Below are 17,126 nucleotides of genomic sequence, written 5' to 3'. Positions count from 1 at the left end.
CGACCGGCCCCTGCGGCGCTGCCCGCGCCTGAGCCTGCTCCCGCGCCGGAACCGCTGTCGGCCCCGGAACCGCCGGCCGCGCCTGCCGCACCCCGTGCGCCGGAGCCGCCGAAGGATCTGGACGACGGCATGTCCTACGTCACCCACGGCCGGCTCGACATCAGCCGGCAGCCCGCGCAGGCTTTCGTGCTGATGGGCGGCGACGACAACTTCGTCGATGCGTCCGTCGCCGACCTCAAGCAGGCCCGACGCGACGTGGGCGGCAGCGCGCCGGCGCTGTGGGTACGCCGTGGCCAGGCGCGCTATCTGATCCGCGATCCTGCCGTGCTCAGCCAGCTCAGCCGCAGCCAATCCGACGTGGCCGCGCTGGGCAACGCACAGGCTGAACTGGGCGACCGCCAGGCCGTGATCGGGCAGCAGTTGGCCAAGGTCTCGATGCAGGTCACCGCAGACGCGCTGGCGGCGGTGGATGTCGAGGCGGTAGCCAATCACGTCACCCGCCAGGCCGGCCTGGATGCGGCCGCCGAGGCCAACCAGGCCGCTCGGCAGGCGCGTGCGGCGTCAGCCAGCGCCAGCCAGGCAGCACGCCAGGCGCGCGTCGCCACAGCCAACGCGGTGGATGCCCGCCAGATCACCCTGGTGGCACGCGAGCAGGCGCAACTGGGCCGCGAACAGGCGCGTCTGGCGCAGCAGCAGAGCCTGGCCTCGGCCCGCGCCGTGCGCGAGGTCCGCACGGCCATCGATCAGGCGCTGGCCAGTGGCAAGGCCGAGCGCCTGCGCGACTGACCCCGCCTGCCTGGCACGGCGGCCCGCAGATGATGGCGGGCCGCCGCCTTCAGTCGCAGCACGCGGCAGGGTTCAACCGGTCACCCGCAGTTGGCGCGCACGATCCTGTTCTGCGCGTCCACTTCGATGCTGAGCCGGTCTTCGCGGAAATCCATCGTCATCGCCATGCCCGGCTTGAGCACGCGGGCGTTGCGCGCACCGCTGTCCTTCACCGCTTTCTGGATCACCGCCTCGGTGGCGGTCTGCCCGGTCAGGCCGGTGAGTTTTTCCGGGTCGCATTGGGAGGCGCTGCCGGCCAACGCGGGTGGCGCGGTGGAGGTGGGGCTGTCAGCCGGCGTCGCCGCCGTCTTGCCGGGATGGCTGCACGCGGCCAGCGGCAGGGCGCAGCCCAGGGCGAACAGAAGGTTCAGACGCATGTGGTGGTCCTCCCACGGTAAGGACCCGCAGTGTCCGTGGGCCGGCCTTTACACCGCGTCAATGGCCTGCAGCGCCAACGTCTCCCGGTCACGCTGTTCCTCGGCCACCAGCCGTCGCATCAACAGCGCCAGGGTCACCACGTCCTGGTGGTTGTGCTCGGCCACGCGGCGCAGGTTCACCGCGCTGCCCCCGCGCAGGTAGTTCAACCACGCCGCCGGGGCTTCCGAGCCGGGCAGGTCGTCTTCGCGCACGATCTGCAGCAGCTGACGTTCGATCGTGGCCAGCCGGCAGTTTTCCCAGGTACCGCGATAGCGGCGGCGGGTCGGGAACAGCAGGTCGACGTGATCCAGCGGGGTGATCGGGCAGCGCTGCCGCGCCAAACGGTAGCGGGTCTTGAGCAGCGGGGCGTCGTAGCAGCGGCCGTTGTAGCTGGAGAACACCGTGGTTGGCCGCAGCCAACCGGCGAACTCGCGCAGCATCGCGGTTTCGGCGGCCATCGTGGTCATCAGCAGCTGGCGGATGCGCAGGCCATCGCCGCGTTCGGGATGGGCGTGCCAGTCCGCGGCGCCGATCATGAAGGCGCGGGTGCCGGTACCGCCGGCCAGGCCAGTGGTTTCGGTATCGAAGAACAGCAGGTCCTGTGGCTGCACCTGTTCGCCCTCGCGCTTGGCGAAGGCGAGCGACAAGGGCTCGGTGGGAATGGCCTGCGCGACGAACGACTCGATCAGGAACAGGCCCGGCGCGATTTCCTCGCCCGGTACATGGCGGTCCTTGGCGTTCTCGCGCGGGTGGGCGGTGCTGAGGCTCCGCTCGCGCAGGCCGAGCAGCCGGCGCAGGCCACCGATCTCGGGCTTGCGCAGCGCGGGCGCCGGGAGGGCAGGCGCTGCCGGTGCGGTATCGCGTGCGGCCTCACCGGTGGGCTTGTGTCGGATTTCCTGCTCCACCCAGCCGAACACGGAGGCGGGCGCGGGCGTGCGCGCACGGGCGTCGTTGGCGGCGGCCGGGAGGGGCGCGGGGGCGGCGACGCCGGTAGCGATGGTGTCACCCGCATCGGATCGGCCCGCAGTGGCGATGGACGGATCACGGGCCGGCGCCGGCGTTGCATCACCGGCCTGCCGGCGCAGCAGGCGCAGCTTGTCCAGGCTCAGGCTCACGGGGCGACCATCTCGGCGCTCTGGCGCTCACGCTCGGCGGCAGACGGCAACGCCGCGCTGTCGAACAGCGCCAGCACCTTCAGGGCCAGTGCCTTGGGCGTGGTGGCATCGTCTTCCTGGCCGGCCAGGACCGGCCCCACGCAGGCGGGGCAGCCGGCCTTGCAGTCGCAGCCCTGCACCAGCTCGCGCGCGCGCAGCAGCAGCTCGGCCTGGCGCAGCCACAGCGGCTCGCTCAGGCCCACACCGCCGGGGAAGTTGTCGTACAGATACACCGTCGGCACGAACTGCTGCTGCAGCTCGATCGCGCTGGCATCGAACTCGGCGCCCCGCAGCTGCCCGCGGCCACTCTGGTCGGCCACCGCGAACCACGCGCCATCGCCATTGCCAACCGCCTTCTGCAGGTCGCGCGCATCGGCCATCACCGCCACCGTGGCGACGATGTGCAGCGCATACGCCGCGCCGAGGAAGCCGTCCAGCGCTTCCTGCTTGCTGTCGAACGCGGTCAGCAGCAGCGCCTGCGGCAACTGCCACCACACCGCCGTGGTGTGCAGCTCCTGGTCGGGCAGGTTGACCGGGCCGTAGCCGATGTTTTCATGGGTGTAGTAGCGGATCTTCTTGTAGCCGGCCACGCGGCGCACCACGTGCACTTCGCCGTGGTGCGAATCGCCGCGCCCGGCAATGCAGCCATCGAAGCGGTCCAGCACCTTGAGCTTGGTGAAGTCGATGCTGTCGGTGTAGTAGTCCACGTGGGTACGCGTGACATAGGCCTTGCGGCCTTCCCAGTCCAGCCGCTCCACCTGGTAGGGCGTGGACTGCACCATGTGGATGGCACCTTCGTACAGCGTCAGCGCGGCGGCGGAGTAATCCACCTCGGCGATGATCTGCTGCTTGCCGTCGCTGCGGTCCACCACCACGAAGTTGCCGTCGGCGACCGAGCGCAGGCTGACCGCGTTGGCCGGGTAGCTGTCGGCGATCCACTCCCAGCGGTCGCCCTCGCGATGCACGACCTCGGTCTCGGCCAGCGCTTCGAGGAAGACCAGCGGGTCGATCGGCCCGAACGGATCGCCGGCCAGGAAGGGCAGCTCGAAGGCGGCGCAGCGGATGTGGTCGAACAGGATCAGCGGCTGGTCCGGTGCGATGCGCGCATGCTCGGGCGAGGCCTCGGCGAAGAAGTCCGGATGCCGCACCACGTACTGGTCCAGCGGCTGCGAGCTGGCCACCATCACCCCCAGCGCGGGCTGCTGGCGACGACCGGCGCGGCCGAAGCGCTGCCAGGTCGCGGCGACGCTGCCCGGGTAGCCGTTGAGGATGACCACGTCCAGGCTGCCGATATCCACGCCCAGTTCCAGCGCCGAGGTGCTGACGATGCCGTCGATGTGCCCGGCACGCATCGCCCGCTCGGTTTCGCGCCGCTCGGTGGGCAGGTAGCCGCCGCGGTAGGCGCGGATGCGGGCCGGCTTGCGCGGGTCGTGGTCGAAGATGTCCTTGAGGTACTTGGTCAGCACTTCGACCATCAACCGACTCTGCGCGAAGATCAGCGTCTTCAGGCCGGATTTGATCGCTATGCGGGCAATGCGGTTGCTCTGCGAGCGGGCGGACGCACGCAGGCCGAGATCGGCGTTGACCACGGGCGGATTCCACAGCAGCACGTGCTTGGGCCCGCTGGGCGCACCGGATTCGGTGATTGCGGTGACCGGCGCTTCGATCAATGCCTCGGCATGCGCCTGTGGGTTGCCGATGGTGGCCGAGCACAGGATGAACTGCGGCTCCACCCCGTAGAACGCGCAGATTCGCTTGAGCCGGCGCAGCACGTTGGTAACGTGGCTGCCGAACACGCCGCGGTAGGTGTGCACCTCATCAATCACCACATAGCGCAGGTTCTCGAAGAACTGCGCCCACTTGGTGTGATGCGGCAGGATCGCTTGGTGCAGCATGTCCGGGTTGGAGACCACGATGTCGCCGTGCAGGCGGATCGCCTGGCGCGCATCGCCTGGCGTATCGCCATCGAAGGTGAAGGCTTTCACGCCCAGGTCGCCGGCGCGGTTGAGCTCCAGCAGCTCGGCCACCTGGTCCTGGGCCAGCGCCTTGGTCGGGAACAGGTACAGCGCCTTGGCCTTGCCCTGCATCGCCGCGCTGACCACGGGCAGGGTGTAGCACAGCGACTTGCCGCTGGCGGTGGGGGTGACGATGGCCACGTGCTCGCCGCGCTGGCTGGCCTCCCAGGCCTGCGCCTGGTGGCTGTAAAGCTGCTCGATGCCGCGCGCCTTCAGCGCATTGACCAGCGCGGCGGGCACATCGGCCGGGATCGGCGCGTACTGGCCCTCGCGGGCGGGAATCGTGAAGCTGCCGGTGATGCGGTCGTTGTAGCGGCGCTGCAGGCGTGCGGTCAGCAGCGCACCATCGCGCGAGGGCAGCCCATCGGTGGTGGCGAGGCGGCGTTCGGCGTCCTCGGTCCGCTTGGCGAGTTCGTAAGCCATGGTCACAACGGTCTGCAAAGGACGCTATGGAAACATGACCGCGTCTCAATGTCTGAGACATCGCGATGCGGGCCGGTGAATGGTTCAGTGCCCGCCGCGCCGGCCGGACAGGTGCCATCAACGAAATCTGACGCCGGCCTCCGTATGCTTTGAGGCCAGCCCGCAACCAACATGGATGGAGTCGCTGTGGCATTACGTGGAGAGCAAGGTGCAGCGTTGCTGGCCGGCCTGGTGCTGGCCGCTGCCGTGCAGGCACAGCAGGTGGCGCCACCCGACCCCGTGGAGCCGCCGCCTGCGCCGACGCAGGGGGATGTCACCACGCTGGGCGAGGTGCGTGCGCTCAAGCCCGACGACGAGCCGCTGGATCTGTACCGCTTCAAGAATCCGGTGCAGGTGCAGCCGAACCGGTTCAGCCGCACCTGGAGCGAACCCCCCTCGCCCGAGCAGGTCAGCATGAGCGGTGGCTATCTGATGATGGGCATCAACAAGGGGCTGGCCGCCGCGGCGCAGGGTGTGAACAAGCTCACCGGCGGACCCGACCAGATCCAGTCCGCGACCGCCCGCCCACCGCCGGAGTTGACCGACGACGAGCAGCGCCGGGCACAGGAGGTGTGTGTGCAGCAGGGGGGATGCCCGGCGCCGCCGGCGCGCTGATCTGGCAGGACAGCATCGCTCCGGCGCGCGTCAAGCGGGCCTCGCTCCCCGCCGCCGCTCCATCCACCACAGCAGCCCGGCCGCCAGCACGAAGGCGAGCAGCCATGGCCAACGCGGTCCTGGCGTTTCGATCACGCCGGCCGACGTTGCCGCGGTGCCCACGGCCAGACGCTGTGCGGTGGCCTCACGCAGCTGTTGGCGATGCAGCGATCGCGCAGCGGCCGGATCGAACACGTAGAACGCGTGGCGGCTCTCACCCTGCTGCAGCTGATGCCAGCCGGCCTGCGTCGGCCAGTAGCCGGCGCAGCGTTCCGCGCCGCTGGCCGGATCGATGCGCAGCGCAATGCGCGCGCCATCCGGTGCGCGCACCTGTGCAGGTTCCCGCAGCTGGCACAGCGCTACGCGCTCGCCGGCCCACGGGGTATCGGAGTCGACGCGTGGAGCATCTGCGGCGGGAAGTGGGCGCGCCACGCGGGCCAGTACGCCGCTCCACAGCTCGGCGTGGCGATCGTCGCGACCGGCCAGCACCAGTCGATAGCTGTCGGTGACCGGCAGCAGCGCAACACGGCCCCGGCCCAGCGGGCGATAGCCGCCGATCGCATTGCCCTTGTCATCGTGCAGCAGCGGTGTCGCGTCGTTGACCGTCACACCCAGCCGCTCCAGCACCGGCAGCGCAGCCTGGTGCGAGGCCGTGTCGGCTTCGTCGATGTAGGTGGTGGTGTCCGACGCGGGCCGCTGGGGACCACGGCGTGCCTGCAGCAACGCGGCATCGGCGTCGGCCGGCAGTGTCAGCGGGGCGGCCTGGTTGTTGCCGCTGATGGGCATACCCCAGCCGCGCAGCGCCTGGCGCGCGCTGTCGTTGAGGGGGCCGCTGGTGCGGACGAGCACGCCCAACCCACCGCGGATCGCCTGCTGCAGCGCGCTGCGTTGCACCGCCGACAGCCCGGCCAGACTGCGCTCATCGAGCAGCACGGCATCCGTCGCCGCCAGCGTCGCCGCAGTGAGCGCGACCGGTGCATCGCCGAGCGACACCCCACCGCCGGCATGGGCCTGCGCTTGTACGGCCAGCCCCGCATCGGTCGCCCAGCGACGCAGGTACTTCAACTCGGGCCCCGGCGCACCGGCCAGGATCAGCAGCCGCGGCGCTGCCGCGCCCACGGTGTCCACCGGTACCTCCAGCGTATCGACCACGTGCTGCCCGGCATCCAGCAGGCGCAGACGGAACGTGCTCTGCCCTGGCACGCGCGCGACACCATCAAGCTGCACGCGACCATCGGCCCTTGGCATTGCGCGGTCAACCACCAGCCCGGCCGGGTCCACAAGCTCGGCGCGTGCGTTCGGCACGCCCTGCGCACGCGCGCGGACGGTGAACACCGCACCGGGCGCAGCAACCGGTGGCGGCTGCAGTGCGATCCAGCCCTGTGGTGCGCTGGGCCATTCGATACGCACGCCACGGGGCAGCGCGGCATCGCGATCGCGGGCCGACAGGCCATCGCCGATCAACCGAAGGGAGGTGGGACCGGGATGCTGGCGCAACGCGGTGGCCAGGTCGGGCGCGGCGAGGGCGTCTGCCACTTTCGTCGCTTCCGGCAGTGCGACCACGGTCTCGCCCGGCGCCGCTGACCAGCGCACCTGATCGGCCGCGCCAGTCAGCACGGTCAGCTGGCCACCGGCCACGCGCTGCATCGGTGGCACCAGGGTCAGGTAGAGCAGCACAGTCGCCACGGCCTGCAACACCAGCAGGCTGGCGAACACACCGGGTGCCCGCGCCGGTCCACGCCATTGCTGCCAGCACAGACGCGCGCTGCTCAGCAGCAGCACGGCGAACAGCGCGATCAGGATCCAGCGCGGGTCGCTCACGGGGTGGCCTCCAGTGCATCCAGGTAGCGCTGACCCATGGCATCGGGGGCGTTGCGCCGGGCGACCTGCGGCAGTGGCCGCAGCAGCGCACGCCACAGCTGCGCGCGCAGGGCCTGGTGGCAGTCGGCGCAGTCCGGGGTGATGCGCAGTGTTTCGATGGCGGCGGCCAGGCTCAGCGGGTCCGGCAGGCGCGCTTCATTGCGTCGCAGCCAGTGGGTGAGTGCGTCCAGATCCGGCGCGCTGGCCGGATCGGCCAGCTGCTGCCAGACCTGCACGATGGCCTGGTCGGGTGCCTCCAGCGCACGCAGTGGCAAGGTGCGGCTGGCCAGGTCGGCGCGATCGCCGCTCATGCGTCGGCTCTCGTCGATCGGCGGCAGTTCCGGGCCGACCCGTGCCAGGTAGATGCGCTCGGCCTGCTGCACTTCCTTGATGAAGCCCAGCGCCTTGTAGGCGTAGGGCAGGGCACGCTCGGGCTGGCCCTGGCGCAGCTCGCCTTCCGACGACCACATCTGATCGAGCGCCGCCTTCAGCGTGGCGCGCGTCTTGGGATCGAGCAGGGTGGCGGCCTCGGCGTGATCGTGGGTATGGCCGTATTCGGAGAGCACGTCGGTGGCGCTGCCGAACACCGGGGCGCTGCCGTCGGTCGGCGCGCCATGATCGTGGTCGTCGTGGCCGGCCTGCGCCTGGGTCCTGGCATGGTCGCCATCGTGATCGTGATCGTCATCGTGCGCGGCCGCCGGTGTATCACTGGTCGGCAGGGCATCGCTGGTCGGCGGTGGCTTGGCCCCGCCTTCGCTTTCCTCGCCGAGGAACTGGCCATAGCGCAGGCGCAGGATCCGCTGGTCCACGCCGATCGCATCGGCACGCTTCACGAATTCCTCCGCCGGCAGCTGGCGACGCTGTTTGATCAGCGCTTCAGCGTCGATGATGATCTGGCGCTGGCTACGGAAATACGCGGGCAGGGTCTTCTTGACCATGCCCTCCATGTCGGTGCCCTGGATCTCCGCTGCGCTGGGCAGGCGCAGGATCACGCTGCTGCTCTGGGCGGTCTGCGCGCCGGGCGTGTGGGTGTCGCGCACGGTCAACTGCGCGATCACATCGTTGCCTTCGGTGGCGCCCAGCGCGGCGAGATCGAGCGTGCGCGCGAAGCGCCGCTGCGTCGCCGGTCCGGTGCCGACGAGGTTGAAGGTCTGCTCGCGGAAGGTGATGTTCTCGCCGCTGCCCTGGGCCAGGGTGACCTTCAACTGTGCCGCGGCAACCACGCCGTAGTCGTCGGTGGCCTCGAACTGCAGCGGCCACTGGCGTTGGCCGGGTGTCCCCAGCACGAGACTGCGGTCGGGAGCGATCACGCGCACCACGGGCGGGCGATCGGGCACCACATCGAGCCGGTACAGGCCGGTGTCGCGCAGGGCAGGCTCGGTGACCACGCGGTACAGCGCCGGACGCGTGGCGGTCCACTGCGTGGTCCATTGGTCGCCATCGCGTTGCAGCGCGATGCGCTGGCCATCGTGGAACTGGAGCGCAGCGGCCTGCGGTTGCGCCGAGAAGCGCAGCGACCAGTGCAGGCGGCTGTCCTGCGGGACCTTGCCGTCCAGCGTGCTCTGCACACGCGCGGCCTGCCCGGTGTAGGCCGGGGCGGTGATCTCCAGCCGGGCGGAACGCAGCTGCGGTGGCTGCGCGGGTGTGGCCGGCGGTGCCGCCGCGCCCGGGAACAGGGGCGCCGCGTTATGGCCGCGTGGCCAACTCAGCGCCAGTGCCATCACCACCAGCGACGTGATCACCGAGGCCAGCAGCCACCGGCGCGGCCAGCGTGGCCGCAGTTCGGGCATGCGCGCCTGCAGGGCGGCGGCGACATGCGTGCGCTGCCGCTGCTGCAACGGGTTCAATGCCGCCGGTGGGGCAAACAGCAGGTCGGCACTGTCCTGTGCGACCGGATGGTCGTTCAACCGGCGGACCAGCCATTGGCGATCCAGACCACGTGCGCGCCAGGTCGCCACGCCGACGCTGACCAGCAACGTCGACAGCAGGACTACCGTAGCCGCGTTGAAGCCGGCCAGCCGCCACGCCACCGCGCTGATCGCCAACGCGGCCGGCACCGCGAGCAGGGTGGTGATCCACCACTGCCGCCGGCGCGCGCGCTGCCAGGCGTGCTGGATGGCAGCGTTCATGCGCCGGCTCCGCGGCGCGGTGAGGTCGCGATCACCCGTTCCAGCGCGAACAGCAGCACGATCAGCGCCAGCAGCCAGGGGCTCAGCTCGCGCGGTGCGGGCAGCGGCGTGGCGCCGCCGCGCAGCGGCTGCTGTGTCGCTGCCGCGGCGAGGGTCGGCGGGGCGGGTGCGGCGAGGACGGCCAGCAACTGGCGCGGGAAGCCGGGATCGCGCAGCACCGGCAGGGCCGTCGGCGTCAGCGGCGACGCGAAGCGCAGCAGGCGACCCTGTCCTTCGGACCGCTGTTCCAGCACCACTGCACCGTCTGCATCGCGCAGGACGGGCATCCAGCCGGCCTCCGCAGCACCGGGCGCGACCAGTACGCTGCCGCCCTGGTGCACCCACGCCTGCCAGGCAGCAGGCAGCGGCGCAGCGGCGAGCCACACGCCGGTCTGCCCGGCATCGGGGGCGGTACCGGCACCGCGGGCAGGAGACAACGCCTGGTTGGACCAGGCACGCTGCAGCGCGGCCAGCACGCGCTGCTCGCCTTCTGCGATCTCGCCACCGACCTGTAGCACCGGCGGTGCGGCGGTGCGCGTGCTGGCCGGCGCCAACGGCACCGGCCGCCAATCCACGGCACGCGACAGGCGCGGCCGCTCGCCATCCAGTCCGGGCATCGGGTCGGGCACGTACACCGTCAGCGGTGCGCCGGCAGGCAGTGTCTGGTCCAGCTCACGCAGCAGGCTGGACAGCGCGGAAGCGGTCGCCGGGGCGGCATCGGCCAGTGCGGGGAAGCCCGGAGCCAGCCAGCGCCAATCTCCCTTCGCGTCCTGGCCACGCAGGGCCGTACCGTCCAGACCAGGGGCGACCACCGTGACCGGGTGGATGTCGGCGGCGCCACCGTGCAGCACCGGCCGCGCCAGCAACAGGGCCAGTGTAGCCAGCAGCAGCAGCCGCACCAGCAGCAGCGGCCACTCGTCGAAGCGGATCTTCTGGCGCGGCCGGATCCGGGCCTGCAGCCAGCGCAGCGCGGCGAAGTCGAGTGGCGCGTACTGATGCCGCCGCGCCAGGTGGATCAGCAGCGGGACCAGCCAGGCGGCCAGTGCCAGCAGTCCGAGCGGAAACAGCAGGCTCACGCGCCGCCTCCGGCACCGAGCAGCGCCCGCAGCGGCTGATCCAGCGGCTGGTCGAGATAGCCGGTGGCATGCACGATGCCGCTGCTCTGCAGCCGCGCCTGCAACGCGCGCTGGGCGGTATCGAAACGGGCCAGGTATTCGGCACGGATCGCACGGCCATCGCCCAGCAGCTCCTCGCCGGTTTCCGGATCGCGGAAGCGGTGGCCGTCGGTGAACGGGAAATCGCGCTCTTCGGCGGTCAGTACCTGCAGGTGCAGCACCTCGCGGCGGGCGGCGGCCAGCCGTTCCAGCAGCACGATGCTACCTTCGTCGAAACCGTCGCCCAGCGCGACCAGCAGGTCGCCGGCCTGCACCCGCTCCCAGACCGGGGCCAGGGAAGTGACCGGCGGCCACGTGCCGCTGGCCCGAAGTTGGCGCAGCAGCAGGTGCACGCGGTCGCGCTGGCGCGGGCCGTGCCCGGCGGGGACCAGTTGCACGCTCTCGCCGCTGATGGCGATCACGCCGAAGCGGTCGCTTTGCTGCAGGGCCAGTTCGACCAGGCAGGCGGCGGTGGCGCAGAGGTAGTCCAGGCGCGACCAGTCCGGTCGCGCACGGTCGCTCTGGCGCGCCGAGGCGGTCGCATCGATCAGCACCCAGGTCGTGATCGGGCTTTCGCGTTCGGATTCACGCACGAAGAAGCGGTCCGAGCGCGCGTAGAGCTTCCAGTCGATCTGGCGCAGTTCATCGCCAGGTTCATAGGCGCGGTACTGCGCAAACTCCAGCCCGGCGCCGCGGCTGCGGCTGGCGTGCTGGCCGATGCCGTGCGCGCCGCGTGCACGCCGTGGCAGCAGCCGCAGCGCCTTCAGGCGGCTGCGGACATCGGCGGGGATCGCGATCGGTACGTTGCGGCTCACGGTGTGCGGATCAACCCGGGAACGGCACGGCCTGCAGCAGCGCGGCGACCACGTCGTCGGCGCTCTTCTGCTCGGCCTCGGCAGCGAAGGACAGCAGCAGGCGGTGACGCATCACCGGTGCCGCCAGCGCCTGCACGTCCTCGCGGGTGGCCGCGAAGCGGCGCTGCAGCAGCGCGCGCGCCTTGGCCGCCAGCACCAGCGATTGCCCGGCACGCGGGCCGGCGCCCCACTTGATCCACTGGTTCACCGCCGCCGGTGCGTCGCTGCCCGGGCGGCTGGCACGCACCAGGCGGGTGATCCAGGTGAGTACGTCGTCGCTGATGTGGACCTCGCGCACGGCTGACTGCAGCGCCAGGACCTCGTCAGCCTCCATCACCTTGGGGACGCTGCCGTTGGCGCTGCCGGTGGTCTGCAGCAGGATGTCGCGCTCTTCCTGTTCGGTGGGGTAATCCACCCGCACGTGCAGCAGGAAGCGGTCCAGCTGGGCTTCGGGTAGCGGGTAGGTACCGGCCTGCTCGATCGGGTTCTGCGTGGCCAGCACGAAGAATGGCGCCGGTAGCGCATAGGTGGTGCCGGCGTAGCTGACGGTGCGCTCCTGCATCGCCTCCAGCAGTGCGGCCTGGGTCTTGGGCGGGGTGCGGTTGAGCTCGTCGGCCAGCAGCAGGTTGGTGAAGATCGGGCCCTTCTGGAACCGGAAGTGACGGTGCCCGGTGCCGTGGTCCTCTTCCAGCAGCTCGGTACCGAGGATGTCGCTGGGCATCAGATCGGGGGTGAACTGCACGCGCCGGAACTGCAGCTCCAGTGCCTGCCCGAGCGAGCGCACCAGCAGGGTCTTGCCCAGCCCGGGCGCGCCCTCGAGCAGGCAGTGGCCGCCGGCCAGCAGGCCGATCAGCAGCTGCTCGACCACGGCGTGCTGGCCGACCACCGCCTGGGCGAGCGCGCCGCGCAACTGCTGCAGTTTGGGGAGAAGGGCATCAAGGCGGTCGGTCGTCATAAGGCACTCGCAGGATCGGCGTAGAGCCACGCCATGCGTGGCTGAAAAAGCAGGAAGAAGCTCAGCTGTTCAAGGCATACATCACGATGTTGACCGCGAAACGGGTGTTGTCTTCGGCCAGGAAGCGCTTGTTGCGCCAGTCGTAGTCCCACTCGCACCCGTAATCCTTGTTGCTGTAGAGCACGCCGAGGCGGCCATCGATCTGGATGCCCTTGAGGTAATCGTGGACCAGATCATCGCCCCAGCCATTGAGCTCGAACCCGGTGGCCGGCGGGCCCTCGGGGAAGCGGAAGAAACTGCGGTAGAGCGCGTGGTTGTTGGGCAGCTTGTTCAGCGCCTTCGGCCCGAACAGCTTGGCCATCTGTGCTTCAAAGGACTTCGCGAACAGACCATCGATATCGTGGTTGCAGTCATCGACGAACACGAAGCCGCCATTGCGCACGTAACGCACGAAGTTCTGCCGCTCGGCGGCATTGAACTCGACCAGCTTGTGCCCGGCCAGATAGCAGAACGGTGCCTCCAGCATGCGCGGATCGGACAGCGCGATCACGTGCTCGGTGGGGTCCACGCGCAGGGTGGTGTAATCGATCAGCGAGGTGATCACGTTGGACGGCATGCGCGCGTCCACGTCCCAGTCGCCGGAGTCGTACTTGAGGCGGGTGAACCAGAAGTCGTACCGCCCGGCCTGGGCGCGCGCCGGCGCGGGCAGGGCCGCGAACGCCGCACTGCCCAGCATCAGCCGCAGGAACTGTGCGCGGTTCATCGCCGCGCACGTTCCCGGGAGCAACCGGCCAGCCGGGGAGACGGCCAGTGGCCGTCACGACCGTTCATCAGACCGCGTCGGACAACGAGGTGAAGGTGAAATCGCGCAGCTTCATCGGCGGGATCATCATCACCAGGCTGGATTCGTCACCGGCCACACGCACCGGCTTGCCCAGCTCTTCGATGTTGTTGAGCATGATCACCGGCGACTCGTTGAAGCGGAAGTTCTTCACCGGGTGCTTGATCTGGCCGTTCTCGATGTAGAAGGTGCCATCGCGGGTCAGGCCGGTCAGCAGCACGGTCTGCGGATCGACCATGCGGATGTACCAGGTGCGCGTGACCAGGATGCCCTTCTGGGTGCCACGGACCAGCTCGGCCGTGCTCTTGTCGCCGCCGGACATCAGCAGGTTGCCCGGCCGCGCGTTGGCGGTCTTGCCCTGCTTCTGCGCCCAGAAGCGGGAGTAGTTGAGGTTGGCGATCTTGCCGTCCTTGATGATGTCCAGCTTCTCGCGCGGCTGGCCTTCGTTGTCCCACGGCAGCACGGCGGCTTCGGGGTGCCACGGGTCGGCGACCATGGTCACGCGCGGGTCGTAGACCTGCTCGCCCAGCTTGTTGCCGCCGCCCTTCCTGGACAGGAAGCTGCGGCCTTCATCGGCCGAGCGCGCATCGAAGAAGTTCATCATGAAGCTGATCAGGCCGGCCGCGGCCGCCGGCTCCAGGATCACCGTGTACTTGCCCGGCTCCAGCGCCTTGGCTTCGGCCGATTCGGTGGCCTTGCGCATGGCGATGCGGATGTCCTGGTCGGCCTTGAAATCGGCGGCATCCTTGAGGTTGCGACCGACCCAGCCCGAGCCGCGGCCATCTTCGGTACGCACGGTGCAGGTGTAATCGAAGTTGGTGCCGCGCTGGTAACCGAAGTTGCCGTTGCTGTTGGCGGTGGCCTGGAAGCTCTGGCCATCTTCCAGGAAGCCGGCCGCGATCAGGCCGTTGCCACGGCACGGTGCGATCGAGTCGGCGGCAACCTTGGCGCGGAAGGCCGGGTCGATGGCCGCGGTGGATTCGCTGAAGGTCGGGCTGGGCCGGTAGGTCTGCTTGCCGATCGCCGGCAGGAACTCCGGGTTCTCCGGGGCCAGGCGGGCCAGATCCTCGGCGCGGCGCACCACGCGTTCCAGCGCGGCATCGTCGAATTCGTTGATCGAGGCGGTGCCGACGCGCTTGCCGAAGGCGACCGTGACGGCCAGTTCGGTGTTGTCGACGATGCCGCTGGTGGAGACATTGTTCAGTGCGAAACGGATGTTGCCGTCGATCGAGCCGGCCAGCACGGCGGTGCATTCATCGGCCTTGGAGAGCGCGATGACCTTGTCGAGGATGGCCTTGGCCTGGGCTTCGGTGAAGATACTCATGGATTGGGGCTCCTGACCGGTCAGCCGAGGCTGCGCGCGGTGTTGATGACGTTGATGCCGTTGAAGCGCGCGGTGGACGAACCGTGCGAGACCGCCGAGACCTGGCCGGGCTGGCCCTTGCCGTCGAAGAACGAACCGCCCAGGCGGTAGTCGCTTTCATCGGCGACAGCGGTACAGGCGTTCCAGAACTCCGGCGTGCGGATCTGGTAGGCCACGTCCTCGAGCATGCGGGTGATCTGGCCGTTCTTGATTTCATAGAACAGCTGGCCACCGAACTGCGCGTTGTACCGCTGCTGATCGATGGAGAACGAGCCGTCGCCGATGATGTAGATGCCGTTCTCGACGTCCTTGATCATGTCGGCCACGCTCAGCTTGGTCTTGCCCGGTGCCATGGACACGTTGGCCATGCGCTGGAACTGCACGCTGGACCACGAATCGGCATAGCAGCAACCGTCGGACTCGGTCTTGCCGAGGATGTGGGCCTGGTCGCGGATGGTCTGGTAATCCACCAGCTTGCCTTCGCTGATCAGGTCCCAGCGCTTGGTCTTGACGCCTTCATCGTCGTAGCCGACCGCGCCGAGGCTGCCCGGCTGGGTCTTGTCGGCGAAGATGTTGACCTTGTCGCTGCCGTACTGGAAATGCTGCTCGCGCTTGTCCAGCGTGGCGAAGCTGGTACCGGCGTAGTTGGCTTCGTAGCCGAGCACGCGGTCCAGTTCCAGCGGATGGCCGACCGACTCGTGGATGGTCAGCCAGGTGTGCGACGGATCCAGGATCAGGTCGTACTTGCCCGGCTTCACCGACGGGGCCTTGAGCTTCTCCTGCGCCTGCCTGGCCGCGGCGATCGCATCGGCCTTCATGTCGTAGGAGTTGCGGTAGTTGACCACGCCGTTGGGCGAGACCGCCTTGCCGGTGCCGACGCCATCGAGGTACTCGTAGCCCAGGCCCATCGGCGAGGACAGCCCCGAGCGGGTGCGGAACTTGCCGGTGCTCTTGTCGATGGCGGTGACCGTCATCGGTGCCCAGATGCGGTGCACGTCCTGGTCGATGTAGGAGCCGTCGGTGGAGGCGAAGTACTTCTGCTCGTTGACCAGGAACAGCATCGAGTTGACGAAGCTGGCGCCGGCGCCCATCGCGCCTGCATTGACGTCCAGCAGCAGCTCGACCTTTTCCTTGATCGGCACGTCCATCGCGTTCTTGCGGATCGGGGTGCGCCAGGACACCTCACCCACGCCGGGCGCGGCAGCCAGCTGCACCGGGGCGGTCTGCACGCCGGCGTTGGCCTTGGCGATCGCCGCGGCCTGCTGTGCGGCGCGGGCCACGTCGGTGGTGCCGAGCTGGTTGGTGGCGGCAAAGCCCCAGGCGCCGTTGACGATCACGCGGATGCCCACGCCGGTCGACTCGGTGTTCACCACGTTCTGGACGTTGTCCTCGCGGGTGATCACGTACTGGCGCAGGTAGCGGCCGATACGGACATCGCAGTAGGTCGCGCCCGCCTGGCGCGCAGCGGCCAGGGCGGCGTCGGCCAGGCGCTTTTTCAGGGCCGGGTCGAGGCTGCTCTGCAGTTGCTCGGCGGCAATGACCTTGCCGAAGAACGACGGCACGATCAGTCCGCCAGCGGTAAGCCCGGTCAGGGCGAGAAAGTCACGTCTTTGCAAGGCAGCTCTCCACGTCGGTGTGGGGGTGGCAGGGAAACAGCGACATCAGGGCGACCGCCGCGGCGGCACAGCCGATTCTTGCGGCCATGCGTGCGCCGCGGTAGTGACATTCGGCACGGAGCAGGGACGGGCTCATCCCAGGCTGCGTGCGGTGTTGATGATGTTGATGCCATCAAAGCGCGTGGTCGCCGAGCCATGCGAGACCGCAGAGACCTGGCCCGGCTGGCCCTTGCCATCGAAGAACGAGCCGCCGAAGCGGAAATCGCGCTCATCGCAGATCGCGCTGCAGGCATTCCAGAACTCTGGCGTGCGGATCTGGTAGGCGGCATCCTCGACCATGCCGGTGATCTCACCGTTCTTGATCTGGTAGTACAGCTGCCCACCGAACTGCGCGTTGAAGCGCTGCTGGTCGATCGAGTACGAGCCGCGGCCGTGGATGTAGATGCCGTTCTCCACGTTCTTGATCATGTCGGCCACGCTCAGCGGGGCCTTGCCCGGCGCCAGCGACACGTTGGCCATGCGCTGGAACTGCACGCTGGACCACGAATCGGCGTAGCTGCAGCCGTGGCTTTCCTTCTCGCCGAGGAGGTGCACCTCATCGCGGGTGGCCTGGTAGTTGACCAGGATGCCGTCCTTGACCAGGTCCCAGCGCTTGGTTTTCACGCCTTCATCGTCGTAGCCCACCGCGCCCAGGCTGCCCGGGGCGGTCTTGTCGGCGAAGAAGTTGACGATGTCGCTGCCCCAGCGGAAGCCCGCCTCGCGCTTGTCCAGCGTGGCGAAGCTGGTAC

General features: G+C 69.4%; 13 protein-coding genes and 1 pseudogene. 2 read left to right on the top strand and 12 right to left on the bottom strand.

Going from position 1 to position 17,126, the window contains the following annotated elements:
• Positions 1 to 786, top strand: a pseudogene (locus HMPREF3113_RS15670) (hypothetical protein); the annotation flags it as partial.
• A gap of 80 nt (positions 787 to 866) precedes the next feature.
• Here the strand turns inward: HMPREF3113_RS15670 and HMPREF3113_RS15665 are convergent.
• From HMPREF3113_RS15665 to HMPREF3113_RS15655, 3 genes are read right to left on the bottom strand one after another with little or no spacing between them, the layout of a single operon-like run.
• On the bottom strand, positions 867 to 1,202 hold the full coding sequence (locus HMPREF3113_RS15665) for an I78 family peptidase inhibitor (RefSeq protein WP_070473849.1): 336 nt from the start codon (positions 1,200 to 1,202) through the stop codon (positions 867 to 869).
• 48 nt (positions 1,203 to 1,250) lie between these two features.
• Entirely contained in the window at positions 1,251 to 2,357 is a 1,107-nt protein-coding gene (locus HMPREF3113_RS15660) for a ribonuclease H-like domain-containing protein (RefSeq protein WP_070473847.1), read from the bottom strand.
• Positions 2,354 to 4,834: a DEAD/DEAH box helicase gene (locus HMPREF3113_RS15655; protein ID WP_026070064.1), complete on the bottom strand. Its 2,481-nt coding sequence runs from the start codon at positions 4,832 to 4,834 to the stop codon at positions 2,354 to 2,356. The genes HMPREF3113_RS15660 and HMPREF3113_RS15655 overlap by 4 nt, the downstream gene beginning before the upstream one ends.
• A gap of 171 nt (positions 4,835 to 5,005) precedes the next feature.
• On the opposite strand from HMPREF3113_RS15655, the gene HMPREF3113_RS15650 reads away from it, so the two are divergent.
• Complete coding sequence (locus HMPREF3113_RS15650; RefSeq protein WP_070473845.1) at positions 5,006 to 5,488, top strand: hypothetical protein; 483 nt, start codon at positions 5,006 to 5,008, stop codon at positions 5,486 to 5,488.
• A 30-nt stretch (positions 5,489 to 5,518) separates the two neighbouring features.
• On the opposite strand, the gene HMPREF3113_RS15645 is transcribed toward HMPREF3113_RS15650, so the two are convergent.
• The 9 genes from HMPREF3113_RS15645 to HMPREF3113_RS19040 form a co-directional block, all read right to left on the bottom strand.
• Positions 5,519 to 7,348, bottom strand: coding sequence for a hypothetical protein (locus HMPREF3113_RS15645; protein ID WP_070473843.1), 1,830 nt, complete (start codon positions 7,346 to 7,348; stop codon positions 5,519 to 5,521).
• On the bottom strand, positions 7,345 to 9,516 hold the full coding sequence (locus HMPREF3113_RS15640; protein WP_070473841.1) for a hypothetical protein: 2,172 nt from the start codon (positions 9,514 to 9,516) through the stop codon (positions 7,345 to 7,347). The genes HMPREF3113_RS15645 and HMPREF3113_RS15640 overlap by 4 nt, the downstream gene beginning before the upstream one ends.
• Complete coding sequence (locus tag HMPREF3113_RS15635; protein WP_070473838.1) at positions 9,513 to 10,631, bottom strand: BatA domain-containing protein; 1,119 nt, start codon at positions 10,629 to 10,631, stop codon at positions 9,513 to 9,515. The genes HMPREF3113_RS15640 and HMPREF3113_RS15635 overlap by 4 nt, the downstream gene beginning before the upstream one ends.
• Positions 10,628 to 11,524: a DUF58 domain-containing protein gene (locus HMPREF3113_RS15630; RefSeq protein ID WP_070473836.1), complete on the bottom strand. Its 897-nt coding sequence runs from the start codon at positions 11,522 to 11,524 to the stop codon at positions 10,628 to 10,630. Before HMPREF3113_RS15630 ends, HMPREF3113_RS15635 begins: the two co-directional genes overlap by 4 nt.
• Positions 11,525 to 11,534: 10 nt before the next feature.
• Entirely contained in the window at positions 11,535 to 12,518 is a 984-nt protein-coding gene (locus tag HMPREF3113_RS15625) for an AAA family ATPase (RefSeq protein WP_070473834.1), read from the bottom strand.
• Between the two features lie 61 nt (positions 12,519 to 12,579).
• A complete protein-coding gene (locus tag HMPREF3113_RS15620; protein WP_070473832.1) occupies positions 12,580 to 13,281 on the bottom strand; it encodes a DUF4159 domain-containing protein in 702 nt (233 codons plus the stop codon).
• A gap of 67 nt (positions 13,282 to 13,348) precedes the next feature.
• Positions 13,349 to 14,683 (bottom strand): TldD/PmbA family protein, encoded by a 1,335-nt coding sequence (locus HMPREF3113_RS15615; RefSeq protein ID WP_070473830.1) that lies wholly within the window; start codon positions 14,681 to 14,683, stop codon positions 13,349 to 13,351.
• Positions 14,684 to 14,703: 20 nt separating this feature from the next.
• Positions 14,704 to 16,338, bottom strand: a complete 1,635-nt coding sequence (locus tag HMPREF3113_RS15610; protein WP_070473828.1) for a TldD/PmbA family protein — start codon at positions 16,336 to 16,338, stop codon at positions 14,704 to 14,706.
• A gap of 132 nt (positions 16,339 to 16,470) precedes the next feature.
• A partial coding sequence (locus HMPREF3113_RS19040; RefSeq protein ID WP_254665307.1) for a TldD/PmbA family protein occupies positions 16,471 to 17,126 on the bottom strand: 656 nt, incomplete at its 5' end.

The organism is Stenotrophomonas sp. HMSC10F06 (assembly GCF_001807865.1).
Classification (GTDB): Bacteria; Pseudomonadota; Gammaproteobacteria; order Xanthomonadales; family Xanthomonadaceae; genus Stenotrophomonas; species Stenotrophomonas bentonitica_A.
Note: the sequence above shows the minus strand (reverse complement) of the source record. Positions and strands in the feature narration are given on the sequence as shown.